The sequence below is a fragment of the Achromobacter sp. ACRQX genome (assembly GCF_022346505.1).
GTDB lineage: Bacteria > Pseudomonadota > Gammaproteobacteria > Burkholderiales > Burkholderiaceae_B > Achromobacter > Achromobacter animicus.
Genome location: NZ_JAKRML010000006.1, coordinates 34,518 through 59,975, shown reverse-complemented (window position 1 = coordinate 59,975; position 25,458 = coordinate 34,518). Strand labels below are relative to the sequence as shown.

Annotated in this window: 21 protein-coding genes; 16 read left to right on the top strand and 5 right to left on the bottom strand. The window is 63.4% G+C overall.

Translation table 11 applies throughout. The annotated features are described in order from the left end of the window. Positions 1-69: 69 nt before the first annotated feature. The 13 genes from MHZ91_RS07875 to MHZ91_RS07815 all read left to right on the top strand — a co-directional run bounded on the left by MHZ91_RS07875 (position 70) and on the right by MHZ91_RS07815 (position 13,504). Entirely contained in the window at positions 70-1,479 is a 1,410-nt protein-coding gene (locus MHZ91_RS07875; RefSeq protein ID WP_175126160.1) for an undecaprenyl-phosphate glucose phosphotransferase, read from the top strand. 46 nt (positions 1,480-1,525) lie between these two features. Further along, positions 1,526-1,978, top strand: a complete 453-nt coding sequence (locus tag MHZ91_RS07870; RefSeq protein ID WP_175126173.1) for a GDP-mannose mannosyl hydrolase — start codon at positions 1,526-1,528, stop codon at positions 1,976-1,978. Between the two features lie 5 nt (positions 1,979-1,983). Next, positions 1,984-3,414, top strand: a complete 1,431-nt coding sequence (locus MHZ91_RS07865; protein WP_239213176.1) for a mannose-1-phosphate guanylyltransferase/mannose-6-phosphate isomerase — start codon at positions 1,984-1,986, stop codon at positions 3,412-3,414. A 205-nt stretch (positions 3,415-3,619) separates the two neighbouring features. Beyond that, a complete protein-coding gene (locus MHZ91_RS07860) occupies positions 3,620-3,982 on the top strand; it encodes a VanZ family protein (protein WP_175138037.1) in 363 nt (120 codons plus the stop codon). A gap of 10 nt (positions 3,983-3,992) precedes the next feature. Continuing rightward, the gene (gene gmd, locus MHZ91_RS07855; protein ID WP_175126163.1) at positions 3,993-5,102 is read left to right on the top strand and encodes a GDP-mannose 4,6-dehydratase; all 1,110 of its coding nucleotides are present in this window, start codon (positions 3,993-3,995) and stop codon (positions 5,100-5,102) included. Positions 5,103-5,108: 6 nt separating this feature from the next. After that, positions 5,109-6,062 (top strand): GDP-L-fucose synthase, encoded by a 954-nt coding sequence (locus tag MHZ91_RS07850; protein WP_105239707.1) that lies wholly within the window; start codon positions 5,109-5,111, stop codon positions 6,060-6,062. Between the two features lie 44 nt (positions 6,063-6,106). After that, positions 6,107-7,411 (top strand): lipopolysaccharide biosynthesis protein, encoded by a 1,305-nt coding sequence (locus MHZ91_RS07845; RefSeq protein ID WP_239213175.1) that lies wholly within the window; start codon positions 6,107-6,109, stop codon positions 7,409-7,411. A 5-nt stretch (positions 7,412-7,416) separates the two neighbouring features. Beyond that, the gene (locus tag MHZ91_RS07840; RefSeq protein ID WP_224776689.1) at positions 7,417-8,334 is read left to right on the top strand and encodes a glycosyltransferase family 2 protein; all 918 of its coding nucleotides are present in this window, start codon (positions 7,417-7,419) and stop codon (positions 8,332-8,334) included. A gap of 28 nt (positions 8,335-8,362) precedes the next feature. Continuing rightward, positions 8,363-9,655 carry an O-antigen ligase gene (locus MHZ91_RS07835; RefSeq protein WP_175126166.1) on the top strand — a complete coding sequence of 431 codons (1,293 nt, stop codon included), beginning with the start codon at positions 8,363-8,365 and terminating at the stop codon, positions 9,653-9,655. After that, the gene (locus MHZ91_RS07830; RefSeq protein WP_239213174.1) at positions 9,648-10,778 is read left to right on the top strand and encodes a glycosyltransferase; all 1,131 of its coding nucleotides are present in this window, start codon (positions 9,648-9,650) and stop codon (positions 10,776-10,778) included. The genes MHZ91_RS07835 and MHZ91_RS07830 overlap by 8 nt, the downstream gene beginning before the upstream one ends. Before the next feature lie 13 nt (positions 10,779-10,791). Continuing rightward, on the top strand, positions 10,792-11,679 hold the full coding sequence (locus MHZ91_RS07825) for a glycosyltransferase family 2 protein (protein ID WP_175138034.1): 888 nt from the start codon (positions 10,792-10,794) through the stop codon (positions 11,677-11,679). Beyond that, complete coding sequence (locus tag MHZ91_RS07820) at positions 11,676-12,236, top strand: putative colanic acid biosynthesis acetyltransferase (RefSeq protein WP_056563330.1); 561 nt, start codon at positions 11,676-11,678, stop codon at positions 12,234-12,236. The genes MHZ91_RS07825 and MHZ91_RS07820 overlap by 4 nt, the downstream gene beginning before the upstream one ends. Then, positions 12,233-13,504: a glycosyltransferase WbuB gene (locus MHZ91_RS07815; RefSeq protein ID WP_239213173.1), complete on the top strand. Its 1,272-nt coding sequence runs from the start codon at positions 12,233-12,235 to the stop codon at positions 13,502-13,504. The genes MHZ91_RS07820 and MHZ91_RS07815 overlap by 4 nt, the downstream gene beginning before the upstream one ends. 83 nt (positions 13,505-13,587) lie before the next feature. On the opposite strand, the gene MHZ91_RS07810 is transcribed toward MHZ91_RS07815, so the two are convergent. Together MHZ91_RS07810 and MHZ91_RS07805 are read right to left on the bottom strand one after the other, a co-directional pair. Continuing rightward, complete coding sequence (locus MHZ91_RS07810) at positions 13,588-14,481, bottom strand: hypothetical protein (RefSeq protein WP_239213172.1); 894 nt, start codon at positions 14,479-14,481, stop codon at positions 13,588-13,590. Then, positions 14,481-17,498, bottom strand: coding sequence for a toxin VasX (locus MHZ91_RS07805; protein WP_239213171.1), 3,018 nt, complete (start codon positions 17,496-17,498; stop codon positions 14,481-14,483). The genes MHZ91_RS07810 and MHZ91_RS07805 overlap by 1 nt, the downstream gene beginning before the upstream one ends. A 47-nt stretch (positions 17,499-17,545) precedes the next feature. On the opposite strand from MHZ91_RS07805, the gene MHZ91_RS07800 reads away from it, so the two are divergent. Then, complete coding sequence (locus MHZ91_RS07800; protein ID WP_239213170.1) at positions 17,546-17,842, top strand: hypothetical protein; 297 nt, start codon at positions 17,546-17,548, stop codon at positions 17,840-17,842. 185 nt (positions 17,843-18,027) lie between these two features. On the opposite strand, the gene MHZ91_RS07795 is transcribed toward MHZ91_RS07800, so the two are convergent. The 3 genes from MHZ91_RS07795 to MHZ91_RS07785 form a co-directional block, all read right to left on the bottom strand. Beyond that, positions 18,028-18,693, bottom strand: coding sequence for a response regulator transcription factor (locus tag MHZ91_RS07795; protein ID WP_191575823.1), 666 nt, complete (start codon positions 18,691-18,693; stop codon positions 18,028-18,030). A gap of 355 nt (positions 18,694-19,048) precedes the next feature. Further along, a complete protein-coding gene (locus MHZ91_RS07790; protein WP_175138027.1) occupies positions 19,049-19,798 on the bottom strand; it encodes a response regulator transcription factor in 750 nt (249 codons plus the stop codon). 564 nt (positions 19,799-20,362) lie between these two features. Continuing rightward, entirely contained in the window at positions 20,363-21,967 is a 1,605-nt protein-coding gene (locus tag MHZ91_RS07785; protein WP_175126201.1) for a hypothetical protein, read from the bottom strand. A gap of 377 nt (positions 21,968-22,344) precedes the next feature. Between MHZ91_RS07785 and MHZ91_RS07780 the strand changes: the two genes are divergently transcribed. Next, positions 22,345-23,028 (top strand): TetR/AcrR family transcriptional regulator, encoded by a 684-nt coding sequence (locus MHZ91_RS07780; protein ID WP_239213168.1) that lies wholly within the window; start codon positions 22,345-22,347, stop codon positions 23,026-23,028. Positions 23,029-23,106: 78 nt separating this feature from the next. Next, a complete protein-coding gene (locus tag MHZ91_RS07775) occupies positions 23,107-25,455 on the top strand; it encodes an acyl-CoA dehydrogenase (RefSeq protein ID WP_239213166.1) in 2,349 nt (782 codons plus the stop codon). The last annotated feature ends 3 nt before the right edge of the window (positions 25,456-25,458 follow it).

The following is a 25,458-nucleotide window of genomic DNA, read 5'->3' as shown; positions in this document are numbered from 1 at the left end:
AGCCACATGCTTTGCGGCACTGCACAGTTTTTGCGTTGCGCAAGGCGTTTCCCCGAACAGGAGTGCGCGATGGACCCGTCCCAAACGGACACGTCGGCAAGGTTCAGTGGGGCAAGCTATCTGTATCGCTTGCTCGACGCCGCGATCGTCATCACCTGCGGCCTGACTGCCACCGGCTTGAAGTTCTCGGAAGATGCTTTCACGGATCCTCCGCAGATTCATTTGTTCCTGATCTATCTGTGCGGCCTGGGCGTGATCGCGCTCTTCCCGGCCTTCCGCCTGTATGTGTCTTGGCGCGGACGCCTGCTCACCGATCTGGTGGTGCGCAGCCTTGCCGCGTGGGCCACCGTGTTTGCGTTGGGCATCTTCGTCAGTTTTCTCATGCACCAGACCGGCGCGATATCCCGCTTATGGGCTGCAACCTGGTTCGGCATGACGGCGCTGGCGCTGGCCGGCGTGCGCATCGCCGTCTATGCGGTGCTGGGCGCGGCGCGCGATCGCGGCATGGACAAGAAGCGGGTGCTGCTCGTGGGCTTTGGCGCGCTGGGCCACGACATGTGGCGCCGCGTGGAAAAGTACCGCGAGGCCGGCTATCAGATATCGGGGATCTACGCCGAACCGCATGAGATCCTGCCGCCGCAGGTCCGCCGTCTGCACGACCTGGACAACCTGACCGACTTCGTTCGTGAGAACAAGGTGCGCGAGATCTGGATCGTGCTGCCGATGGAAGCCGGCCAGGAGCTGCGCGAAGTGCTCTATCACCTGCGCAACGACCTGGTGGATATCCGCTGGATTCCCGATGTGATGTCCATCCAGCTGCTGGGCCATCGCATCGGCGAGTTCCTGGGACTGCCCGCGATTCAACTGAACAGCCTGCCCGCCGCCGGCGTGCGCGGCTGGGCCAAGGAGGCCTTCGACCGCAGCTTCGCGCTGTGCGCGCTGATCGGCCTGGCGCCCGTCATGCTGACCGTGGCCATGCTGATCAAGCTGACGTCGCGCGGCCCCGTGTTCTTCACGCAACCCCGCCTCGGCGTGGACGGCAAGGTGTTCCACGTCTACAAGTTCCGCACCATGACCGTGCACCAGGAACACGGCGTGGTCACCCAGGCCACGCGCAACGACAACCGCGTCACGCGCATCGGCGGGTTCCTGCGCCGCACCAGCCTGGACGAGCTGCCGCAATTCCTGAACGTGCTGATGGGCGACATGTCGGTGGTGGGCCCGCGCCCGCACGCGCTGGAGCACAACGAAATGTACAAGGACCTGGTGCAGCGCTACATGATGCGCCACCGCGTCAAGCCCGGCATCACCGGCTGGGCGCAGGTCAACGGTTTTCGCGGCCAGACCGACACGCTGCGCAAGATGAGCGACCGCGTCGAACACGACATCTATTACATCCAGCATTGGACGTTCAGGATGGACCTGCTGATCATCGCGCGCACCGCGATATCGGGATGGACGGGCCGCAATGTCTACTGAACCGTTGGGATGGCCCGTGCGTGAAGCGCCGGGGCCCCGTGGCGGCATGCTTGGCCGCTCGGACTTCCGCCAGGCCGTGGAAATGCTGCCCCTGGTGTCGATCGATCTCCTGCTGCGCGATGGCGCCGGCAACTACCTGACCGGGCTGCGGGCCAATCCGCCCGCCCAGGGCGCGTGGTTCGTGCCGGGTGGCCGGATCCGCAAGAACGAGTCGCTGCGCCACGCGCTGCGCCGCATCGTCCACGACGAGCTGGGCCTGTCGTTGCCCGACCTCGAGTGGACGCCGCGCGGCGTGTACGAGCACTTCTACGGCACCAATTTCGCGGGTGAGGCGGGACGCTCCACCCACTACGTCGTCCTCGCGTATGAGGCCGAGCTTTCTCTGGATACCGCAAGCCTTCCCCTGTCCCAGCACAGCGGCTATCGCTGGCTGCCGCGGGAAGTGATCGCCGCCGATCCCGGCGTGCATCCGTACACCCAGGCCTACTTCAAGGAGTGAGAGCCATGACCAACCCCCGTCCTCCGTACCGGGCAGTGATTCTTTGCGGTGGTTCAGGCTCGCGCCTGTGGCCGCTGTCGCGCGAACTGTTGCCGAAGCAGTTCATCCGTTTGACCGATGACCGCAGCCTTCTGCAGAACACCCTGCGACGGCTGGAGTCGGCGGGCGCGCAAGCGCGGCCCATCCTGGTCTGCAATGAGGCGCATCGCTACATCGCGGCGGAGCAGGCCGATGAGCTGGGCATCAAGGACGTCGAGGTCATCCTGGAGCCGTATGCGCGCAACACCGCGCCGGCCATCGCTGCCGCCACGCTGCGGGCCATGCAGGATGGGGAGGATCCCATCATGCTCATCATGCCGTCGGACCACGTGCTGGAAGACGGCGAGGTGCTCAGCGCGGCGTTTGCCCAGGCGTACGACGCGGCCCGTCAAGGCGCACTGGTGACGTTCGGCATCAAGCCGACCGCGCCGCTCAGCGGCTACGGCTACATCCAGGCGGACGAGCCCGGCGCCATGGCCCCGGCGCGCCGTGTGCGCCGGTTCGTGGAAAAACCGTCGCCCGAGGTCGCCCAGCGCTTCATCGACGACGGCGGTTACTACTGGAACAGCGGCATGTTCGCCTTCCAGGCGTCGGTCTTCCTGGCCGAGCTGGGCCGGCTGGCGCCCAAGATCCTCGCGCAGGCGCAGTCGGCCGTGGCGACGGGGCATGGCGACAACGGCCTCTTCCATCTGGACGGCCCGGCGTTCGAGGCATGCCCCAGCGATTCGATGGACTACGCCATCATGGAGCGCACCGACAGCGCGGTGGTCATCCCGCTGGCCGCCTCGTGGAGCGACGTGGGTGCGTGGGATGCCGTATGGGGCATCGCCCAGAAGTCGGTGGAAGGCAACTCCACCACGGGCGACGTCATGGTGGAGGATTCGCGCAACTGCCTCATCCATTCGACCAGCCGGCTGGTGGCCTCGGTGGGCCTGGACGACATCGTGGTCATCGAGACGGCCGACGCGGTCCTGGTGGCGCACAAGTCGCGCTCGCAGGACGTCAAGCGCCTGGTCGAGGTCTTCAAGTCGCAGCACCGCAGCGAACTGAACCACCACCGCGAGGTCCAGCGGCCTTGGGGGTCGTACGACTCGGTCGGCCAGGGGCCGCGATACCAGGTCAAGCGCATCACCGTGAAGCCGGGCGCGCGGTTGTCGTCGCAGATGCACCACCACCGCGCCGAGCACTGGATCGTGGTGTCGGGTACGGCGCGCATCTACAACGGCGACAAGCAGTACCTGCTGACCGAGAACCAGTCGACCTACATCCCGCTGGGCGAAATCCACAGCCTGGAGAACCCCGGGAAGATTCCGCTGGAAATCATCGAGGTGCAGTCGGGGGCTTATCTCGGCGAAGACGACATCGTGCGTTTCCAGGACATCTACGGCCGTGTTTAGGGAGCCCCCACGCCGCACACGCTCCGCGCGCTTGCTGCCCCCCGAGGGGGCCGTCTTCGCCTTGGGGCGGCCCGGCGGCGAAGATAAGCCCCCACGCGGCGCACGCTCCGCGCGCTTGCTGCCCCCCGAGGGGGCCGTCTTCGCCTTGGGGCGGCCCGGCGGCGAAGAGCCTCCTCCGGAGCGGGTTCCCTTTTGGCGCCCGGGCATGGCCAAGATCTGCCTGCCCGTGGCGGCCCTCTTTTTCATCGTTCTGATCACGGTGGGCAACCTGCCCGGGCTGGCGGCGGACATGTCCGATGCCTTTGGCGACAAGCGGCTGCATCTGGCCGCCTACGCCTTCCTGACCGGGCTGATCTACGTATCGGTCAACCGGCGCCCGGCGCTGGTGGCCATGCTGGCGGTTACCGCATTGGGAGTGGTGGACGAATCCATCCAGTCCCTTTTTCCCTACCGAGAGGCTGAACTCTTAGACCTTTTGGCCGATATCTCAGCGGCTGGTGCAACAGTAATCTCTTTGCACATTGGTAACGCAGCCATCGGCTCCTTTCGTGCAGTCACTAAGTCTTAAGGACACAACCATGCCAAAACGGGCACTGATTACCGGCGTAACTGGCCAAGACGGGGCCTATCTGGCGGAGCTTCTGCTGGCCAAGGGCTATGAGGTCCACGGCATCAAGCGGCGCGCTTCGCTGTTCAACACCGCGCGGATCGACCATCTGTACCAGGACCCGCACGACCAGCCCCGCAATTTCGTCCTGCACCACGGCGACATGACGGACTCGTGCAGCCTCATCCGCATCGTCCAGTCGGTGCAACCCGACGAAATCTACAACCTGGCCGCGCAAAGCCACGTGGGCGTCTCGTTCGAGGAACCGGAATACACGGCCAACGCCGACGGCCTGGGCACCCTGCGCCTCTTGGAAGCCATCCGCATCCTGAAGCTGGAAAACAAGTCGCGCTTCTACCAGGCGTCGACGTCCGAGCTGTACGGCCTGGTGCAGGAAACGCCGCAGAAGGAAACCACCCCCTTCTACCCGCGCAGCCCCTACGCCGCCGCCAAGCTCTACGCCTACTGGATCAGCGTGAACTACCGCGAAGCCTATGGCATGTACGCCTGCAACGGCATCCTGTTCAATCACGAATCGCCCAAGCGCGGCGAAACGTTCGTGACGCGCAAGATCACCCGCGGCCTGGCGCGCATCGTGCTGGGGCTGCAGGAATGCCTGTACCTGGGCAACCTGTCCGCCCTGCGCGATTGGGGCCACGCCCGCGACTACGTCGAAATGCAGTGGCTGATGCTGCAGCAGGACACGCCCGAAGACTACGTCATCGCGACGGGCATGCAGTACAGCGTGCGCGAGTTCATCAACACCGCCGCGCGCGAACTGGGCATCCTGCTGGCGTGGGAAGGCGAAGGCCTGGAAGAGACGGCCACGGTGCTGTTCTCGCCGGTGCATGACGTCAAGGCCGGCCAGGTCATCGTCCGCGTCGATCCGCGCTACTTCCGTCCGACTGAAGTGGAGACCCTGCTGGGCGATCCCACCAAGGCCCGCGAAAAGCTCGGCTGGTCGCCCCGCACCACGTTTGCGCAGCTCGTCAAGGAGATGGTCGAGGCGGACCTGAAGGACGCGCGGCGCGATGCACTGGTCGAACAGAACGGCTACGAAATCTACGCCTACAAGGAGTAGCCCGCCATGACGAACCTGGACCAACGCGTTTTCGTCGCCGGCCACCGCGGGATGGTGGGCGCGGCGATCACCCGCGAACTGCACCGGCGCGGCTACGAGAACGTGCTGACCCGCAGCCGCGCGGAACTGGACCTGGAAAACCAGAACCAGGTGCACCGCTTCTTTTCGACCACGCCGGTCGACGTGGTGTACCTAGCCGCCGCCAAGGTGGGCGGCATCCTGGCCAACCAGACGCATCCGGTGGATTTTCTGTACAAGAACCTGATGATCCAGTGCAACGTGATCCGCGCCGCGTATGCGGCCGGGGTGCGCAAGCTGCTGTTCCTGGGTTCGTCATGCATCTACCCGCGCGAGGCGCCGCAGCCCATCCGCGAGGACGCGCTGCTGACCGGTCCGCTGGAGTCCACCAACGAACCGTACGCCATCGCCAAAATCGCCGGCCTGAAGCTGTGCGAGGCCTATCAGCGGGAGCACGGCGCGCGCTTCATCTGCGCCATGCCCACCAACCTCTACGGCCCGCACGACAACTACGACCTGCACAGCAGCCACGTGCTGCCGGCCCTGATCCGCAAGTTCCACGAGGGCCGCGAGGCCAACGCGGAAAGCGTGACGATCTGGGGCACCGGGTCGCCGCTGCGCGAGTTCCTGTACGTGGACGACCTGGCGCAGGCCAGCGTCATGCTGATGGAGCATCCGGACGCCGAGGGCATCTACAACATCGGCGCCGGCCAGGACATCTCCATCGCGGACCTGGCGCGGCTGGTGGCGCGCGTGATCGGCTACGAGGGCAAGATCGTCTACGACACCTCCAAGCCCGACGGCACGCCGCGCAAGCTGATGGATTCGTCGCGCGTGCAGGCGCTGGGCTGGCGGCCGGAGATCTCTCTGACGCATGGCATCACGCTGGCCTACGGCCATTTCCTGCGCGAGCGCACGCAACAGGCGCTGCCGGTGGCCTGACGGCCGCGCCAGCATGACAGACAGGGTTACCGATGCTTGGATTCGTGAAGAAACACATCGCCGGCAATGCCTCCTTCTGGGGGCTGGTGGAGTACGGCATCGGTCCCGTCGCGGCGCTGGTGGCGCTGCCGATCCTGTTCCGCCAGCTCGGCACGGTCGGCTTCGGCCAGTATTCGATGATCATCGCGCTGGCCGGCTTCGGCAACGCGGCCAACCTGGGCGCGGCGGTGACTGCGACCAAGCTGGTGTCCGAGAGCGCGCACGAACCCGGCGGCGCCTATCGGGCGGCCGGCGTCAGCATGTCGCTGATCGGCTGTGCGCTGGCCGTCGTGACCCTGGCTGCCGTGCTGCTGTGGGGTGTGGTGGGACTGGGCTGGCCAGAAGCCACGTTCGGCGGCGTGGCGGTGACGATGCTGGCCATGCCGGCGCTCGCCATCTATCTCACGCAGCAGTATGACCAGCTCTTTTCCGGCTGCCTGAAGGGGCGCGAGGACTTTCGCGCCACCGCGCTGTGCGAGGTCTTCAGCCGCACGGGCACGATGGCGCTCGCGTGCGCGGCCGCCTGGTACACCGCCTCGCCCACGTGGACGGGACTGGCGCAGGCGCTGGGCCTCCTGATCGCGGGCAGCGTCAAGATGCGCGTGTTCTCGCGCGCCTACGACCGCTACATCGTGCGGCCCGTGCGCGATCGCGGCGCCATGATGGCCGCCTTCCGGTTCTCGCGCTGGTCGTGGCTGAACAGCCTGAGCGCGCTGGCTTTCGGCTCGGTCGACCGCGTGCTGGTCGGCAGCCTGATGGGGCCGGCGGCGCTGGCGATCTACACCGTGGGCGTGCAAGTGGGCCAGATCATCCACACCGCGTCCGTCGCCATCTTCCAGAAGGCCATGCCGCGCGTGACCCGCCTGTCGGTCTCGCCGCCCTACCCGGGCGCGGCCGAACGCGAGATCCGCCGCATGATGCTGTGGAATCTGGCGCTGTCGGCCGGGGCCACGCTGGCAGTGCTGGCGGTCAGCCGGCCGCTCTTGAACGTGCTGCTGGGCGACAACGTCGCCGGCGGCCATCTGGGCACATTCCAATTGCTGATCGTGGCGTCGGGCCTCTTGTCCCTGAACGCTGCGGCGCATTTCTCCCTGTTGGGGCTCGGCAATTCCCGCGCCGTCGCGATCCTGAACGGATTGGGCGGCCTGGCAATGCTGTGCGTCATGGCGGGACTGGTTCACGTGGCGGGGGAACACGCCGCAGCCTGGGGCCGCATGGCCTACGCGGCGATCACGCTGGCCGGCGTGGCCCTCGCCATCCGTCAATCCCGCCCCGAGTTTCCGGGCGCCATGCCTGCGGCCACCCGATAACCAACATGCTGAGGTCTTACATGCGCAAGCGCCACAACGAGTATTCACGCCAGCTCATCGACTTCGTCCGCGAGCTCCGTCCGCCAGCGCCCATCGCCAGCGGCCTGCTGCCCAAGGTGACGATCGTGACGCCCTCGTTCAACCAGGCCAAGTTCCTGGAGCGCACCATCCTGTCCGTGCTGAACCAGGGGTATCCGCGGCTGGAATACATCATCATCGACGGCGGCTCCACGGACGGCAGCGTGGACATCATCAAGAAATACGAGCGCTACCTGTCCTACTGGGAAAGCACACCGGACCGCGGCCAGTCGCACGCGATCAACAAGGGCTTCGAACGCGCCACGGGCGATTACGTCGGTTGGCAGAACTCGGATGACCTGTATTTCCCGGGCGCGCTGCGCAAGCTGGGCACGGCCGCCGCCAAGGGCCGCGCGCCGATCGTCAGCGGCAACCTGTTCGTGGCGGATGCCAACAACCACATCTTCCGCAAGATCCACTACACGCCCGTCAACCGCGGCACGCTGACGGTGGTGAAGGCGTCGATCCCGAACCAGTCGGCCATCTTCCGCCGCGACCTGCTGCGCAAGTACGGCCTGCTGCAGGAAAGCATGCGTTACTGCATGGACCTGGAGCTGTGGAGCCGGCTGCTGCGCGAAGGCAAGAACCTGATCGTGCCGGACGCGCTGGGCGTCTACACCGCCCACGACGAGACCAAGACGGCACTGATGCAGGACGTGCTGCTGGAAGAGCGCGAACAGATCGTCAGCCGCATCCGGCGTACCGAACCGGGTCTGGGCAAGCTGTTCGAACTGTCCTGCCGCGCCTCGAAAGTCGCCGCGCACGCACGCCAGGGCGATCTGACGTATCTGCTGGAGAAGCTGACCACCAAGATCTTCGGACGCGATGATTGGGCCGCGCACTAGGCCGGACCGACACTGATACGGAACTGCAATGACTACGCGCCGGCTTTCCACCCTGCACCTCCTGGGCCTGTTCGTCTTCACCGCGCTGGCGCTGAACGACGACAGGTTCGTCATCGGGGTGGGGAGCTTCAAGCTCTCGCCCTTCGACCTGCTGTTCGTGGCCATGCTGGGCGTCAAGGCGCTCCGGCTGGCCGACCCGGGCGCGTACGCGTTCCCGCGCGGCGCGCTGGGGGTGCTGCTGGGCATCCAGGCGATCTCGGTGATCTATCTGCTGGTGGTGTCGAGCCATCACCCCGGCATCGAGACCGGCGACGTCGCGCGCGACCTGCGCATCGTCTTCTACTTCCTCTGCACGCCGTTCCTTTGCTACAAGGATATCGACAGTCCGCACGCCTATGCGATCCTGCAGAAGTACATCGTTGCGGCGAGCCTGGCGGTTGCCACGTTGATGCTGGTGGAACAGGCGGCCGGCTTCAGCGTCGCCAATCCCCTGCGCAACGTGCGGCTGGGCGTGTGGGCGATCCCGATGGGCGTGGTGTCACTGCTGTACTTCCGCCGCACGCTGAACGTATCGGGCCCCAAGGCCTACATGTTGACGCTCTACATGGTGATGGCGCTGGTGTTCTCGCTGAACCGCAGCCAGTACCTGCAGCTGGCGATCTCCGTCATCATCGCCGTGCTGCTGGCCGGCAGCGCCGACATCCGGCGCCGCGCCGTGATGATCTTCGCGCCCGCGGCCGTGGCCGGGGTGCTGATCTTCGGCGCCATCGGCTATCTGGACGTGCTGACCGATCGGATCTTCAGCGTCGAGCGCCTGGACGAAGACTCCAGCTACGGCGCGCGCGTCCAGGAGATGGAAGGCCAGATGCAGTTCTTCGCGGAAAGCCCCGTGTTCGGCAAGGGCGCGGGCTTTCGCAGCTGGGTGATGGGCGAGAACGGCTTCGAGCTGAGCACGTTCGCGCACAACTCATGGGCCTTCTATCTGATGAAGTTCGGCGTGGTCGGCACGATCATGATCATGTTGCCGCCATTATTGATCCTGCTGTTCTCGCTCTTTCGGCGCTACGCCCATCCCGGGCTGGAGATGCACCGGCGATATCTGCTCGCCACCGCGCCCATCTACATCTTCATCGACTCGATGTCCGGCGGTCTGGCCTATGCGCCCAAGACCGCGTTTACCGGCTTCCTGCTGTGCTATTGCCTGTCGCTGATGCGCAATGCACAGATCATGCCCGTGCCTCGCCAAGAATCTCCCGCTCCCAGCCCTCGCCCGGATATCGTGCGCCGGGCGCCACCCACGCGAGTAATACCCCATGTCTGATGTCTTGTTTGTCGCACCGGACTTGCATGGCGGCGTCGGAAGATGCGTCGCCTTCATTGTGGATGCGTTGCCGGAACAGGGGGTGGACTCCGCCCTGTTCCTGCTGCGTTCGCGCAATCGCGAGTATCCCATCGCCAATCCCAAGGTCACCCGCGCATTTCCGATCATCGAGTCCCCAACCAAGCTGCGGCTGGCGCTGCCCGTGGCGTTCTTCAAGCTGCTGCAGCACATCCGCCGCGAAAAGCCCGCCATCGTCTGCTCGCACGGTCTGTTGTGCAACATGCTGGTCGTGCTGGCCAGAAAGATCCTGCGCGGCAACTTCCGTACCGTGGCCTTCGAGCACAGCAGCCCGGCCATCCACTACGGCGCATCGAAAATGCGCCGTCTGAAGTGCTGGCTGGTCAGCCAGACTTACCGGCGCCATGACGCCGTGGTGGGCGTGTCGCGCGGCGTGAAGGAAGACCTGGTCAGCATGTTCCCGCCGCTGCGCGGCAAGGTCCACACCATCTACAACGGCGTGCCGCTGGACAACGTGCGCCGGCAAGGCGCGCAACCCAAGCTGAACGACGGTGGCGAGTCGCCCTATCACGTGGTGGCCGTGGGCCGGCTCGAGGCGGTGAAGGACTATGCCACCTTGATCGACGCAGCCGCGCTGCTGGACGACCCGCGTATCGCATTCACGATCCTGGGCGAAGGCTCCGAGCACGCCGCCCTGCAAAAGCGCATCGACGACAGGCCATCGCGCACGCAGGTCACGTTGGCGGGCCATATCGACAACCCCTTTCCGGTCATCGCCGGCGCCGGCGCCTTTGCGCTCACCTCCGTGCGCGAGAGCTTCGGCAACGTGCTGGTGGAGGCCCTGTGCCTGGGCGTGCCCGTGATCTCCACGGACTGCCCGCATGGTCCGGCCGAGATCCTGGACGCCGGCCGCTACGGGCTGCTGGTGCCGGTCGGCGACGCCGAGGCACTGGCCGAGGCGGTCCGGCGCCTGGCCTACGACGGCGAGATGCGCGAGAAGCTGGCGGCCCAGGGCCCCGAGCGCGCGGACGCCTTTTCCCTTGAGCGGCACTGCCGCAACGTCATCGATCTCTTCCGCCCGCTCATGCAGCGCGGAACGCCCTGAACAGGACAGCATCATGCAGAAGATACCGGTATCCGTCGTGGTGATGACGAAGAACGAGGAACGCAACATCGCGAAGTGCCTGAAGGGGCTGGTGGAGTTCGACGAGGTCTTTGTCGTCGACTCCAACAGCACGGACGCGACCTGCTCGATCGCCACGGCGATGGGCGCGCACGTGTCGAACTTCAATTGGGACGGCAAGTATCCGAAGAAAAAGCAGTGGTGCCTGGAGCAGCTTCCTTTTTCGCACCCCGTCGTCCTGTATGTCGACGCCGACGAAGAGATGACGCCAAGCCTCGCCGCCGAGATCCGCGAGGTGCTGCCGCGCTTCGCGGCCGGCGCGGGCGGCGCCTTTGTGCCGTTCGACTACGTGTTCTGCGGCAAGAAGCTCGAACACGGCCACCGCGTCTACAAGCTGGCGCTGCTGGCGCGCGACCGCTCGCGCTTCCTGGACTACGACGACCTGGACGTCGCCAACATGTGGGAGGTCGAGGGCCACTACCAGCCGCAGGTCCAGGGCGAAACGTTCGCGCTGCGCCAGCGCATGGTGCACAACGACCACGATTCGCTCTATCACTACTTCGACAAGCACAACCGCTATTCGGACTGGGAAGCGAACCTGCGCACCAAGGGCCTGATGAACGACCCGCGCGAAGCCAATGTGGGCGGACGCGCGCTGCTCAAGAAAATCTTCCAGGCCATGCCGTTCAAGGCGCCCATCTCGTTTCTGCATTCCTACGTCTTCAAGCTGGGCTTCCTGGACGGCAAGGCGGGCTATGACTACGCCGTCGCGCGCGCCATGTACTACTGGCAGATCCGCATCAAGACCGAAGAAATCCTGAAGGCGCGCCGGGCCAGCGAGGCCGCCTCGCAGCGCGATGCCGTTGCGGGAGCGGCCAAATGAGCACCTTGCAACGCCTGGACCAGTTCGCGCTGGCGCCGGGTCAGCGCGGGCGTTCGGCGCTGACCGTGCAGTTGTGGTGGATGGTGCAAGGCACGCTCTTTCGCTGGTCGCCGCAGGTGGCCTACGGCTTTCGCCGCTGGCTGCTGCGCTGCTTCGGGGCGCGCGTGGGCCACAAGGTGCTGATCCGGCCCACGGCCACGGTCACCTACCCCTGGAAGGTCGAGATCGGCGACTACGCCTGGATCGGCGACGACGCGGTGATCTACAGCCTGGGTCCGATTCACATCGGCGCGCACGCCGTGGTGTCCCAGCGCAGCTATCTGTGCGCGGCGGACCACGACGCCGGCCGGCCCGACTTCCCGCTGCGTGAACGCGCCGTGCGCGTCGAAGACGGCGCGTGGGTGGCGACCGACGTGTTCGTCGGACCGGGCGTGACGATCGCGCGCGAGGCGGTCATCGGCGCACGCAGCTCGGTGTTCCGCAACATGCCTGCCGCAATGGTCTGCCACGGCAACCCGTGCCGACCCATCCGGCCCCGCACCGCCACGCCAACATGAAAATACTCATCTATGGCATCAACTACGCGCCCGAACTGACCGGCACCGGCAAGTACACCGCCGAACTGGCCGAATGGCTGGCCGCGCGCGGGCACGAAGTCAGCGTGGTCACCGCCCCGCCCTACTACCCGCAATGGAAGGTGCACGAGGGCTACCGCGGCTCGCGCTATGCCAAGGAAACGCGCCGCGGCGTGACCGTGCGACGCGCGCCCTTGTGGGTGCCCGAAAGACCTGGCGGCGCCAAGCGCCTGGTGCACCTGGCAAGCTTCGCGCTGTCCAGCCTGCCGTCCCTCCTGCGCGCCGCAATGCGCCGCCCGGACATCATCCTGGTCGTCGAACCCGCCCTCTTCTGCGCCCCGGCCGCGTGGCTGACCGCGCGCCTGACCGGCGCGCGCGCCTGGCTGCACATCCAGGACTTCGAGGTCGACGCGGCGTTTGAACTGGGGCTGCTGAAGGGCGGCGCCTTGCGATCGATGGTCAAGCGCGCCGAGCGCTGGTTGATGCGCCGGTTTGACCGCGTGTCGACGATTTCAAACCGGATGCTGGATCTGGCGCTATCCAAAGGCATCGATCCCGCCCGTGCGGTGCTGCTGCCCAACTGGATCGATGTCAACGCCATCACGCCGCTGGCCGAAGGCGGCGATTACCGTGCGCAGCTCGGCATTCCGGATAACGCCATCGTTGCGTTGTATTCGGGGAACATGGGCGGCAAGCAGGGTCTGCAGATTCTGGCGGACGTGGCGCGGCGTCTCAACCGCGAGGACCGCCTGTGGTTCCTGTTCTGCGGGCAAGGGCCAGAACGCGCGGCGCTGGAAGAGAAGTGCCAAGGCCTGACGCGCGTCATCTTTCTGGACCTGCAGCCAGCGGAACGCCTGGGTGCGCTGCTGGGCACTGCGGATATCCACCTCCTGCCCCAACGCGCCGGCGCCGCCGACCTGGTGATGCCTTCAAAACTGACCGGCATGCTGGCCAGCGGCCGCCCGGTGGTCTGCGGCGCGGCGCGCGGTACGGAGCTGGCCAGTGTGGTTTCGCGGTGCGGGCTGCTGACACCGCCCGAGGATGCCGTGGCGATGGCCGAAGCGGTGCGCAAGCTCAGCTATAACGCACAAATCCGCGAAACTTTGGGCGCGGCGGCACGGCAGTATGCGATGGCGCATCTGCATGTGGACGCGGTGCTAGGTGCGGCGGAGCGGGAGTTTATGGCGATTGCGAAGAGCAAGGGCCGCGAAGCGCCGGCGGGGACGCGGGCGAGTGAGGGGGATGTTTGAGAGGCGGTGTCTGTCGGACTTGGCGCACGCATTGGCGGGCTCGGGACATCATGCACAGCGTCGCCTTGCCCCGCCGTTCTTGTTTAGCCTGAAGAAAAGCCACAATGTCGATTGTTCCCTTCCGGAAATTGAATCTCCGGGTATAGGAGAACGATCAATTGCGGCAAGGCCATGGACGGCATGAACACAAGCAGAATCGCCAAATCCACCCAGATTGTCAGCGGCAACCATAGCCGCGCCTTCTTTGTGGTGAGAGACCTGACGATCCAACGGCCACCGTAGCGCATCAGCACATCACGCGGACTTTGGGGGAATGTGATGATTTTGGGTGGGGGCAAGTCTTCGATCTGGGCCATAAACCGATGAAGCCAAGCCCAGATATGGTCTGCGAAAATTCTCTCGTTGGACATTATGGGTATCTTGACTAATTGCGGCTCAGGCAGGTTGCAGGTATAGCCCACGATGTAAAGATACGGTTGCGCATGACCCGTCATCCACCTGATGCCCTGAAGCCCATCCCAATCAAGTTCCCATATTTCCTCCGAGCTTTCTTCGGGATATGGAACGTAGTAGACCCGACGACTACGGCGATCGAAACGAACTTTCGAACAACGGTATCGATGGCGCGGTCCCAATACGCGAGGAAGGAAGAACAACATAAGCCCTATGACTGGAAAGCCTAGAACGAACAGCCAAATCAATCCGAACCAGTCGTCAACGCCTACGACCACTGCAATAAAAAAAACAACCAGCCCAAAGAAAGTGAACATTCGAAGAATGAGCCCCTCACCTTCGGTTGGCATATCGGATACGACTTCGATGCAATGCTCGTTGAACTTGGTTGCCTCTATGGCGGAGGATTCCTGCGCGTCGGGCTGCAGAGGCAGTAGCGTCGATGCAAAGCGAAATAGCCTCCATTTTTTCTGGATTTCTCTAAATGACGGGCGCGGGCGGCGGGGTTGCTTGGTAGCCCGCATCACGTGGGTTCCTGAACCGGAGCGATCAACGCATCGTCAATGGGATCTTTTAGCCAAGTACCGCGCGTGAAGACAAGCGGTTCGTTTTGTGGAAACAACGCGAGGCTGGGTTGGTCCACCACATCCGGTCGGTAACAGTAGTCCAGCAATATCTCCGTATCTTCACGCATAGTGATTTGCCAGCTCAACTGGCGGGTGCCATCGCGGATGAAATCCTTGCCAATAACTATGCATTCTGTGTCATAGGGAAAGCGGTAATCCGGAGGTGTAGCGATGGGCCCGCGGGCCATATTCAGGCTTTTGCCGTTCCTCTTGGCCTTGAGCGTGTATTGGAAAATATCGGCATGACTAATGACGGTCTCGCCTTCGCCCAAAGTGGGATAGCCGGGCAAGACCACTGTGAGCGAAAGCGTTCCCACTCCTTCCTTGGCGATAGCACGTTTTAGATCAGCGCTGTCTAGCCAAAGGCCATAAACAGGGATGCTGCGAATTACGATATCGCCTGCCGACATTGAGGGAGTCTCCCAATTCGCTACAGCGCGGACACCGTACACGGCACCGTGGAATGCATTGAGTTCCTGGTCCAGCGAGTTATAACGATATGCCCGATTACCCAGGCTCCAATGACTATGTGCCAACCAGACTTCGTCGGGCTGGAATTTGGCGAGAGCGGCCTGGAAACTGAAATAAGCTGCTCCCGCTGTGGCAATGAACGCCACCACAAACCAGCCGACTGGTCCAACGACGCCTAGAACGGTGCCTAAAGCGCTTAGAACCAATCCAGCAGCCGCCAAAACCCCACAACCAGCGGACGCCAGATACAGTCGGCCCGCTTCGGCGTTTTGTTGAGTGGTGAAGGCGTGTGCAGCGCGCAGTCCATCCGCGATGGCCGAAATAGCGGCCGTTATTGAGCCGACCCATGTGGCTAGGGTCCGAGATGCCAATGCAGCCTCTCGCGCCAACGCAAGCGACTTTCCATTTGCCAATGCACGCAATTGGATTTGATCGCCCTTCACTAACAAGCCGGAACTAATCACGGCTGTCACTGCCGCAAAGGCGTTAACGCCGTTGGCGGCGCCGGCAATCGACAGATCAATCTTACCGTTCGCGAAGTCTTTGATCGATGATCGAAGCGCCATGATGGCAGAAACCGCCGCAAGTCCTGTAAATGCATATTCCCCACGCACAATCGCAGTCTGCGCGGCGCCGTAGGCCGGACTTTGGCGCCCCCGCTCCAACATACGCTTGAACACGTTGCCTTCAAGTTGAAACGGCTGCCGATTGTTCACTGTCGGTTGAACGGAAGAAATGCGCTTCACCTGATCACCGAAGCGCACCTCTTCGTAAAGGAGCACCGTTGCCGCCTGGTTGCGCAATGGCCGCTTGACCGTAATGCCCCACTTCCTGAGTCGTTCGGTGTTCATGTGTTGCTCACCATGAAACTGGGCGTATTGAAAGCGCGCCTCAGCGCTGGACACGCGGTACGTGACGATCGTGCTGCCAACACGGACTTCAGCAAATAGGCGTAAACGTCGAACTATCCTGTCGGCCGTAGCATCGGACAAACTCATATCGCCTAGTTGAGACAGCATTTGGTTTATGAGTACACCTGAGGACTCAGTCGCCGGATAAGAGACATTGAACTCGAAGATTGGCACAAAGGCAGCACCCCCGACGTCCAGCGCGCTCTTGAGTAGCGGCGGGTTGGTCATGTTTTCGTGCAACTCTGGAATGCCGTGCCCCAGCGCCAACCAGACGGGACTTTTTCCTGGTTGGGCCAACAACATCTTTCGGTAGGTGGATCGACCGCTTTCGCTGTGAGTCAGGTTACCAACGCAGTGGGCAACAACCCGCTCGTAGTCTTGCGCATTCTCTTTTGCGCCCAGGTCGAAACAGGACAGCATCTTGCTGAACCACCCATCCTGCCAATCGTCGGCGATGGTGCTGCCGCCAGTCTTGATCCAACTCTCCAGGTCGTTCACTAGCGTGTCGATGGCGGACTGTTTCCGCTTGACGGCTTCTTCGTACGCCAGCATGTATGGAACCGCATTGCCGAACGAGACGTCCGCATTGCTGTTTTGATCGAAGCGAACCAGATCTCGCCTTTTGGCGTAGGCTTGCGGGGTCGCCCGCTCCTGAACGCTCTGCAAGTACTGTTTGATGACAGTCGCGCTCGTGTATGCGTGATTGTTATCGATTTCATAAACTTGCCGATCTGCCGCGGCAACAGCGACGAGATGCGCCAATTCACTCACGACGCCGATCGGGTCGTGCAGTACGACCGCCAGCGGAACGATATCCTTTATGGGAACAAGCTCGACGTGAGCGCCTGGAATGACGGTGTCGTAGGTCGTGAACGACTCGGGGAGAGATATCTCGCTCCATGTGTAGCCCGGCTTTTCGTTCGAGCCGGGTCGTCGCAGTTCCGGTGCTGCGTGAGCAAGCAGCGCAATGTTGAACGCATGGGGCTGTTCAACGCCACCGGACGGTCTGACCGTTGTCGCCAACCTGGTGCGGATGCCATCGGCATCATTCTCAATGCTCCATAGCCGAGCATGGGTGAGCATCGTCTCACTGGTCAGCAGGTAGACAACGTCCGCTGTCTTGCTCTCTGGGGCAGATAGATAGGGTCTGGCGCTGGCGATCTCGGGGCGAGCGAGCCGCCCCGGGATCTCATCCTGATCGTCTTCGCGAGTCCACCAAATGCGTGCAAAGCGCAGGTCATCGGTGACTTGATAGTGCTGCGTCCACATACGGCCGTGCTGGAAATAGCACAGGTAGACGTAGGCGCCGGGACGCAGCACGCGCAGGCCGTATGCCTTGCCAGCGGCCAGCTCGGGATAGCCATCGGTGCTAAGCGTTGGAAACACGCCTTCTTCCCAGGAGCGCTCTGCAACGCCATAGCGCAAAGGATAGATGGGCGCGCATCGCTGACACGCTGGCGGTGAGATGGCCTTGCCCAGTTGTTTTTCATTGGGACGGTCGGGACCCAGTGCTTTCTTGTAGGGCTTCGTCATGTCGGCTTCCTCAAGATGGTGTGACACCGGATCGTGAGCGCCGCTGCGTGATCAAGAACATTGCGGAGGTCGGCGGCCGCATTGGCGATAGCCAGGGCCACATGCATCACGAAGTTCCTGAACAGACTTCTCTGCAATGTGAAATCGACCACGACGAAGGACTTGTCGTAGACGGCAAATGTGAACCGAAGATCGGACTGGATAGGAATGGCGTGCTCCCGGGAACAACAGGCCTTTTCTCATCCCCGATGAGTGCTCAGCCCGCGCCCGGCCATTACGGCATGCCAACACAGGCTTGGATATCAGACACGTATGATTTTGAAGTGCACCAGCTGAGAACTTGATCGGGTTCGCAACCTTGGGCGTGGCCGGGACCCGCCACGCGCCGCTGCAATGCTCAGTGGCACAGCATCCGATGACGCAACGCTCAACGAACGACTTTTATTGCGATAACTTTCACGCGCCCAAAAAAGCAGAGCCCGTGCAGGCAGCATCGCCACCCGCACAGGCCCTGACTCGCGTCATCGCATCAACCCGCTTCGCCCTTCCCGGGCGCGGGCTGCCCATTCGAGCTTCGCACCAACCCCATCTGCACCGCGATGTACGCGGCCTCGGCCTGGTTGCGCGCATTGAGCTTCCAGTACAGCGTGCGCGCGTGGCTCTTGACGGTGGCGACCGAGATGCCGACTTGCTGGCCGATCTCGCGCATCGTCTTACCCTGCACAAGGAGCTGCAGGATTTCCTCCTGCCGCTGCGTAAGCTCACGCAGCTCCTGCACGGACGCGTGTGTCGTGCTGGGCGGCCTGCCTGCGGGTTGGGGATAGCATTCGCCGCCTGCGATCACCAGGCTGACGGCCGCGGCCAGCGCGTCGGGGCTGGACGCCTTGGGCAGATAGCCCGCGACGCCGGCGCGCGCACACGCGGCCATGACGCTCTGGTCCATCGCAGAATACAGCACCAGCACCAGCCTGGGCATGAAGAACGCCATCGCCTGGGAAAGAAGCCCGATGTCCTGCTCCGCAGTGCCGCTGCAACCGACCACCAGCAACTCCACTGGCTTGTTGATCGAGCTGGACATATTGAGAAGGTGAGCTGGCGAGATGGCCAGGATATCGTCGGCGTTGCGCACACGTTCCAGCACATGCTGAATTGCGACACGAAGCAGAGCGTAGTCTTCGATCAGTACGGTTGTCATCCCGGGAAGAACCTTGTGACGCATGGCCCATTACGGCTCCCATGACGCTGGCGCGACGCCGCGCAAGGCGCGGGTTCACGCGCGTCGCCAGGTTCAAGGGAATCCTGTCCGCAGCCTTGGGATTGCAGTGGCGAGACTAAGTGATTCGCCCTATCAATCCATGCTTGCGGACACAACTCATGCTATCAGCGGCTACGTTCGCTGAATCTCGTTCAGGAGGATGATTGGTGGCGGAAAGCGAGGTGACAGCAACCCGAACACCTGCTTTCTATGCCTTAGCCGTATTGGCTATGCGCAACCCCGGCAGCGTTGGAACTGGGCGTTCCTGCTGCCGGGCAGGCAGCGCAAACCTGACTCAACCGAGCTTGCGCCCATAGATCTGCCCGGCATCCACTTCGCGCCCGTTCGGTTCATGCCATTCCAAGGTCGCACCGCGTTGCAGCGCCGCGTAAACGGCTTCGCCCTTGTTCTTGACATGCAGGCGTTGATACAGCGTGCACGCGTGCGTCTTGGCCGTCGCCACCGAGATGTTCAACATCCGGCTGACGGTCTTGATGGGATAACCCCGTGCAAGCAGCACCAGCACTTCGTACTGGCGCGGCGTGATCTGCAGGAGCTGTGCCCCCGCGCTCACGGGCATGGTGCCCTTCGAGCCGGCTTCTTCCGCGTCCCGCGACGGCAAGGCGCATACGGTGGAGGCCGGAGCCTGCAGCGCCTGTTCGCTGGGGAAGCATTGCCCGCCCGCCATCACCAGGCGGATGGCGGCCTCGAGGATCTCGACCGAGGCCGTTTTCATCAGGCAACCGTACACGCTGGCGCCAGGCAGGCCTTGCACCGGCATGGGCAAGGGCATGACGTCCGTCAAAAGCAGAATCCGCTTGGGCGTCAGAACGCGCTGAATCTCGTGCAACGCGCTCCATGCTTCATCGGTATCCACTGGCAAACCATAGATCAGAAGATCGGCGCCCGCGTGCACGCCGTCGGCCTTGGACACGTCCGCAAGGCCCATCCCCTCGATCTCCCACACATCATCCAACTTGCTAAGAATCTGCCACAAACCCAACCGCAGTAGCGGATGAGCTTCAATCAGGACCATCTTGGCCATGGTGTCCTCCCGGTTTTTCGACGGGCCTAGAAGGGATCTTCGCTGTGCTGAAGACTATTTTTTATCCAGCCCTGCGGGGGTGGTCCGCATATCCCGGAATATCTAATGAAGCTGAACCGGGACGTTTGGGCTGGGCGACTTTGGTAGCCAACATAACGGATGGCATGGAACCCATCTTATGGTTCGGATTTGTCAAAATCAAGACGTTTCAGGGCGATATAATCCGACAAAATCAGAAATCAATCGTTAGCCTTAATCACGTTCCTAAATATGGATGAGAATTTCATCTCGTCCTTTTCGCCGCTAGGGTTTTCACCAGCGGCGACGGGCTTCGGGGACGTGTCTCCCTCTATGAAACGGCCCGTCAGGGCGGCCCTCACAGGCGCTCTGGCCCTTGTTACAGACGAAAAAAAGCCGCGTCGGGACATCAGCCGGACGCGGCGTCGAGTAGCCGGTGGAAGAGGGAAACCTGTCAACTTGTATCCGTAGACACATCAAGCCCGTGAACAGTCCCTGTATTCGAAATAACGGTAACATTTTTTATTTACACGCCCGCAGGCGGATTTACTCCATATAGGCGAAGTCAAATACCGTGTGCCCCCCCTGATGATGCCAATGGTGCATTGAAGCATGGCGTTTTCTCAGGAAGTTTGCGTAGTGGATTTCGCCGTCGGTTTCGACATAGGTGGAAGGCGTCAATTCCTCGATCTGGTTGAGCGAGACACCCTTGCCGTAGTGACAGAAGCCCTGGTACTGCGCGCACCGGATCACGTCTCCCCCAGGCGAGACAACGATTCCGGCGTTGCGGGCGCGCATCGGGTTGCGCACGATCGGGTTGCAGGCGTGCGGCGTCCAGGTCGTGGAACGTGGCGAATCGGAGAAGAACGCGAACAGCTCGTCGCAATGGCTCTGCCCGTCCGTCCGGTCGATATTTGTTAATAGCCACCAGTATTCTCCGTGTTTAAAAATAATGGTATCCACGGCCGAAATATTGGTCATCAGATTAACATCAAGCTCCCATTTCAGCGGAAATTCAGTGCATTTCCACAGTTCAATACTGCGATTTCCGCACGTTTCCGGAACCATGTACGTCACGCCTTCGTGTTCAAAAATATACGGAAACGAGAGGTGATAGGGCAGGTTCAGCGCAGTGCCCAGCAGCCGGAAAGCCCCGTCGGAGTAGGTCGCAACCGAGATCGTGCCCTTGCGGGACGTAAAATCGTAGTCTTCGAAGAATATATATGGTTTTTTATCGTGCGTATAAACGAAAGGGTCGGCGAAAAACCGGCCCTTTGGCGGCTGCAATACCATGGCTTCGGAGACCACGGCCTGCTGGCGCGCAGACGGAAACATACCGATCCGCCAGCGGACATTGCGTTTCATGATGCGGCGCACAACGAGATCGGACATTAACCAAGCCTGGCGCGCAATATATGCAGCGCTATCCCACTCAGCCGGATCGGCCCGGCGCGGGCCGCTCATGATCTGCATGGCGGGCGGGGCGACGCCCGGGCGGTCATGGGCCAGCGCCTGCAAGGCGTCGTAGACCATGAAGTTTCCCAAACTGAATGCGCGCGCCTGATTCTTCAGCCAGAACACTTCCGTATTGAAGCTGCGCTGGTCCAGAAGCTCGTCGTCTTCCTGCCTGGCGCCCACGCGCCAGAGTTTCACGGTGGTGTGATCCTCGCGCTGAAAGACCTCCCAGAAACCCGCATATCGGCTTGTCGCCACCGCAATATCGGAATAGCTCAACTGCCAGACGCCCAGCCGCGACCAACTGGCGAGCTGCGCCCGTGTGGCCGGCGACGCACCCAGCGTGATGACCAGGTCCAGCCCCAGCGCCTGGACCTCGGCGCGCGCGTGCGGATCCTCGTCGCCCGGCGCCAGCGGGATCACCGACGCGCCCGCCTCCTGCAGGCCATCGCGCATGTCGCGGCAGGCCAGCATGTCCCGCTGCTTCTGCGGCAGCAGCTTGCCTTCCAGACGCGACAGCGAGCCAAACAGTGCCTTCACGCTCAGCCTGGGCGCGGTATCGGCAGCCTCGCCGTTCATCACCAGCAGTGCCGTCAGGTCGAAATCCTGGCTATGGAGTAACCACTCAACCATCTCGTGCATCCAGCCGGGTTGCTCATACCCGTCAACCAGCAGTCCCACCTTGTACGTCTTCATTTCTCGTGCTCCTGTATCAGGGCGATTGGCCTGCCGCGTCGTGACTGCGCGGGTGCCTCGCCCGGCACACACCCGGGGCAATGCGTTCATGTTCTCGCGCTGATACTGCGGGGTTTTGGGCGTGCGTTCCAGAGCACATTCATCCTAGGGCCGGTGTCCGAGGCCGATCGGCCAAAACTCAACCTGGCGGACATGTCGCGCCTCATTCTTCTTTCCGGCGGGTCTCGTCCTTACGCCCGATGCGAAGCGCACGTGCCGCAAAACCGACACATCACGCGCGCCTGGTTAGGGGTAAACCCTATTGGGGATAGCAGAGGCTCGCCTCTCATCCCTGCCTCCCGCATAATGCTTTGAAACAAACGTTTGAATTCAACCTTATGCAAGAAATCCGCGCCACGTCCACCAGAGAAACCATCCTCGACACCGCCGAATCCCTGTTTGCGCAACAGGGACACGAAGCGACGTCGATGCGCCAGATCACGGGCGCGGCCGGTGTGAATCTCGCTTCGGTGAACTATCACTTCGGCTCGAAAGAGTCACTCGTGCAGGCGGTGCTCAAACGCCGCCTGGAAGTGCTGAATCGCGAGCGCATGCGCCTTCTGGACGAACTCGAGGCGCAATCCGGCGGCAAGCCCCTGAAGCCCTCCCAGATCGTGGATGCGTTCTTCGGCACCCTGCTGCGCCTGGCCGCCGATCCGGCGCAGGCCGGCAGCACCTTCCTGCCGCTACTGGAGCGCACGATGACCGACCCCACGGATTTCATCCGCGCGTTGTTTGCCGAGGAATATGCCGACGTGCTCGCGCGCTACCGCAACGCGCTGTTCGCCGCCCTGCCCGACGTGCCGCGCGCCGAGATCATCTGGCGCTTCCAGTTCATGCTGGGCGCGACGTCGTACGCCATCATGGGCACCGACCTGCTGCGCTCGGTCACCGGTCTGGCCGGCGACGAGGCGGAACAGCCCAACGACCGCGAGCTGCTCTTGCCGCGCCTGATGAGTTTCCTGCTGGGCGGGCTGCGCTCGCCCCTGCCGCACTTGAATGCAAGCCCCGGAGGCGCCTGACCGCCTTCCACCGCAACAGGCCGGCGAGCCGCCTTCGGTCACCGCCAGGCAACTGAAGAACAACGAGGAGACAAGAAAATGTACGCAGTCATCGTCGCGCTGGTTGTCATTGCGCTCCTGGCCGCCGTGTTGCTGGGCGTGCGCCCCATCCGGCGGGCGCTGCTGTCCGCGCCGATCTTCAACCTGTACCGCAAGGTGCTGCCGCAGATGTCCGACACCGAGCGCGATGCGCTCGAGGCCGGCACGGTCTGGTGGGAGGGCGAACTCTTTCGCGGCCGTCCCGACTGGAGCCGCCTGCTGGCGTATCCGCGCCCCTGCCTGACCGACGAAGAGCAGCGCTTCCTGGACAACCAGGCCGAAGCCGCCTGCCGCATGGTCAATGACTGGAACGTCACGCAAGAGCGCTTCGACCTGCCCGCCGACGTCTGGAACTACCTGAAGTCCGAGGGTTTCCTCGGCATGATCATTCCCAAGCAATACGGCGGCCTCGCGTTTTCCGCTTACGCCCACTCCGAAATCGTGACCAAGCTGTCCACGCGGTCTTCCGCGCTGGCCGTGTCGGTCATGGTGCCGAATTCGCTCGGTCCCGCAGAGTTGCTGCTGCATTACGGCACCGAAGAGCAAAAGAACCATTACCTGCCGCGTCTTGCGCGCGGCGAAGAGGTGCCGGCCTTCGCGCTGACCAGCCCGTGGGCAGGTTCGGACGCCGCAGCCATCCCCGACAGCGGCATCGTCTGCAAGGGCGAATGGCAGGGCCGCGAAGTCATCGGCATGCGCGTCACCTGGGACAAGCGCTACATCACGCTGGCGCCCGTCTGCACGCTGCTGGGCCTGGCGTTCCGCCTGTACGATCCGGACGGGCTGCTGGGCGGCAAGAAGGACCTGGGTATCACGTGCGCGCTCGTGCCGCATGATCACCCCGGCGTGGACACCGGCCGCCGCCACTTCCCGCTGAACGCCATGTTCATGAACGGCCCGACGCGCGGCAACGACGTCTTCATGCCGCTGGACTTCATCATCGGCGGTCCCGCCATGGCCGGCCAGGGCTGGCGCATGCTGATGGAATGCCTCGCCGCGGGGCGCTCGATCTCGCTGCCCTCTTCCAACACGGGCATGTCCAAGCTGACGGCGCGCGCAGTGGGCGGCTATGCCCGCGTGCGCAGCCAGTTCCGCATGCCGGTCGGCAAGTTCGAAGGCGTCGAAGAGGCGCTGGCCCGCATCGGCGGCAACACCTACATGATGGACGCCGCGCGCACCATGACGGCGGGCGCGGTGGACCTGGGCGAGAAGCCCTCGGTCGTGTCGGCCATCGTGAAGTACCACGTGACCGAACGCGCGCGCCAGGTCGTCAACGACGGCATGGACGTGATCGGCGGCAAGGGCATCTGCCTGGGACCATCCAATTTCCTGGGCCGCGCCTACCAGCAGATCCCCATCGGGATCACCGTGGAAGGCGCCAACATCCTGACGCGCAGCCTGATCATCTTCGGCCAGGGCGCAATCCGCTGCCATCCTTATGTGCTGGCGGAAATGCAGGCCGCGCAATCGCCGGACCGCAAGCAGGGACTGGACGATTTCGATGCCGCGTTCTGGGGCCACGCCCGCTTCGTGGTGCGCAACACGCTGCGGGCGCTGGGCACCTCGCTGACCGGCGCGCGCTTTGTGGCCGTCAACGCCGACGTCGCACCGGACATGAAGCGCTACTACCAGCTCCTGGGCCGCTACTCGGCCGCCTTTGCACTGCTGGCCGACACGTCGATGCTGGTGCTGGGCGGCAGCCTGAAGCGCCGCGAGCGTCTGTCGGCGCGCCTGGGCGATGTGCTGTCGCAGATGTACCTGATCAGCGCCACGCTCAAGCGCTTCGAGGACGAAGGCCGCCAGAAGGCCGACGCGCCGCTGGCGCACTGGTCGATCCAGGACGCGCTGTGCAAGTTGCAGGAGGCCTTTGACGGCGTGCTGGACAACTTCCCGAATCGCGCTGTCGCGTGGATCATCCGCCGCATCGTGTTCCCGTGGGGCCAGAGCCAGATCCCGCCGTCCGACCAGCTTGGCCAGGACGTGGCCCGGCTGCTGATCAGCCCCAGCGCAACGCGCGACCGCCTGACGGCAGGCTGCCACCTGCCCGATACCGCGGACGAACCCGTGGGCGCGATCGAGCAGGCGCTGGCCGCCACGCTGGAGGCCGAGCCCATCGAGGCCAAGATCCGCGAGATCGAAAAACGCGGCGTGCTGGACGGCAATCCGCAAGCCAACGTGCGCGACATCGCCGACGCGGCGGTCACCATCGGCGCGATCACCGCCGAAGAGTATGCGGTCGTCAAACGCCGCAACCGCTTGCGCGATACCGTCGTCAAAGTGGATGATTTCCCCTTTGACCTCGGCGCCGCCGACGCAGACCGGCCCACGGCCGAACGCAAGGTCGCCTGAGGG

What these genes read in the sequence shown, in the direction of transcription:
- MHZ91_RS07840 (WP_224776689.1), top strand. Translation starts at nt 7,417, where the DNA reads ATGCTGAGGTCTTACATGCGCAAGCGCCACAACGAGTATTCACGCCAG.
- MHZ91_RS07805 (WP_239213171.1), bottom strand. Translation starts at nt 17,498, where the DNA reads ATGACGAAGCCCTACAAGAAAGCACTGGGTCCCGACCGTCCCAATGAA.
- MHZ91_RS07825 (WP_175138034.1), top strand. Translation starts at nt 10,792, where the DNA reads ATGCAGAAGATACCGGTATCCGTCGTGGTGATGACGAAGAACGAGGAA.
- MHZ91_RS07815 (WP_239213173.1), top strand. Translation starts at nt 12,233, where the DNA reads ATGAAAATACTCATCTATGGCATCAACTACGCGCCCGAACTGACCGGC.
- MHZ91_RS07830 (WP_239213174.1), top strand. Translation starts at nt 9,648, where the DNA reads ATGTCTGATGTCTTGTTTGTCGCACCGGACTTGCATGGCGGCGTCGGA.
- MHZ91_RS07795 (WP_191575823.1), bottom strand. Translation starts at nt 18,693, where the DNA reads ATGACAACCGTACTGATCGAAGACTACGCTCTGCTTCGTGTCGCAATT.
- MHZ91_RS07820 (WP_056563330.1), top strand. Translation starts at nt 11,676, where the DNA reads ATGAGCACCTTGCAACGCCTGGACCAGTTCGCGCTGGCGCCGGGTCAG.
- MHZ91_RS07865 (WP_239213176.1), top strand. Translation starts at nt 1,984, where the DNA reads ATGACCAACCCCCGTCCTCCGTACCGGGCAGTGATTCTTTGCGGTGGT.
- MHZ91_RS07810 (WP_239213172.1), bottom strand. Translation starts at nt 14,481, where the DNA reads ATGCGGGCTACCAAGCAACCCCGCCGCCCGCGCCCGTCATTTAGAGAA.
- MHZ91_RS07790 (WP_175138027.1), bottom strand. Translation starts at nt 19,798, where the DNA reads ATGGCCAAGATGGTCCTGATTGAAGCTCATCCGCTACTGCGGTTGGGT.
- MHZ91_RS07850 (WP_105239707.1), top strand. Translation starts at nt 5,109, where the DNA reads ATGACGAACCTGGACCAACGCGTTTTCGTCGCCGGCCACCGCGGGATG.
- MHZ91_RS07780 (WP_239213168.1), top strand. Translation starts at nt 22,345, where the DNA reads ATGCAAGAAATCCGCGCCACGTCCACCAGAGAAACCATCCTCGACACC.
- gmd (WP_175126163.1), top strand. Translation starts at nt 3,993, where the DNA reads ATGCCAAAACGGGCACTGATTACCGGCGTAACTGGCCAAGACGGGGCC.
- MHZ91_RS07785 (WP_175126201.1), bottom strand. Translation starts at nt 21,967, where the DNA reads ATGAAGACGTACAAGGTGGGACTGCTGGTTGACGGGTATGAGCAACCC.
- MHZ91_RS07775 (WP_239213166.1), top strand. Translation starts at nt 23,107, where the DNA reads ATGTACGCAGTCATCGTCGCGCTGGTTGTCATTGCGCTCCTGGCCGCC.
- MHZ91_RS07870 (WP_175126173.1), top strand. Translation starts at nt 1,526, where the DNA reads ATGCTTGGCCGCTCGGACTTCCGCCAGGCCGTGGAAATGCTGCCCCTG.
- MHZ91_RS07835 (WP_175126166.1), top strand. Translation starts at nt 8,363, where the DNA reads ATGACTACGCGCCGGCTTTCCACCCTGCACCTCCTGGGCCTGTTCGTC.
- MHZ91_RS07875 (WP_175126160.1), top strand. Translation starts at nt 70, where the DNA reads ATGGACCCGTCCCAAACGGACACGTCGGCAAGGTTCAGTGGGGCAAGC.
- MHZ91_RS07860 (WP_175138037.1), top strand. Translation starts at nt 3,620, where the DNA reads ATGGCCAAGATCTGCCTGCCCGTGGCGGCCCTCTTTTTCATCGTTCTG.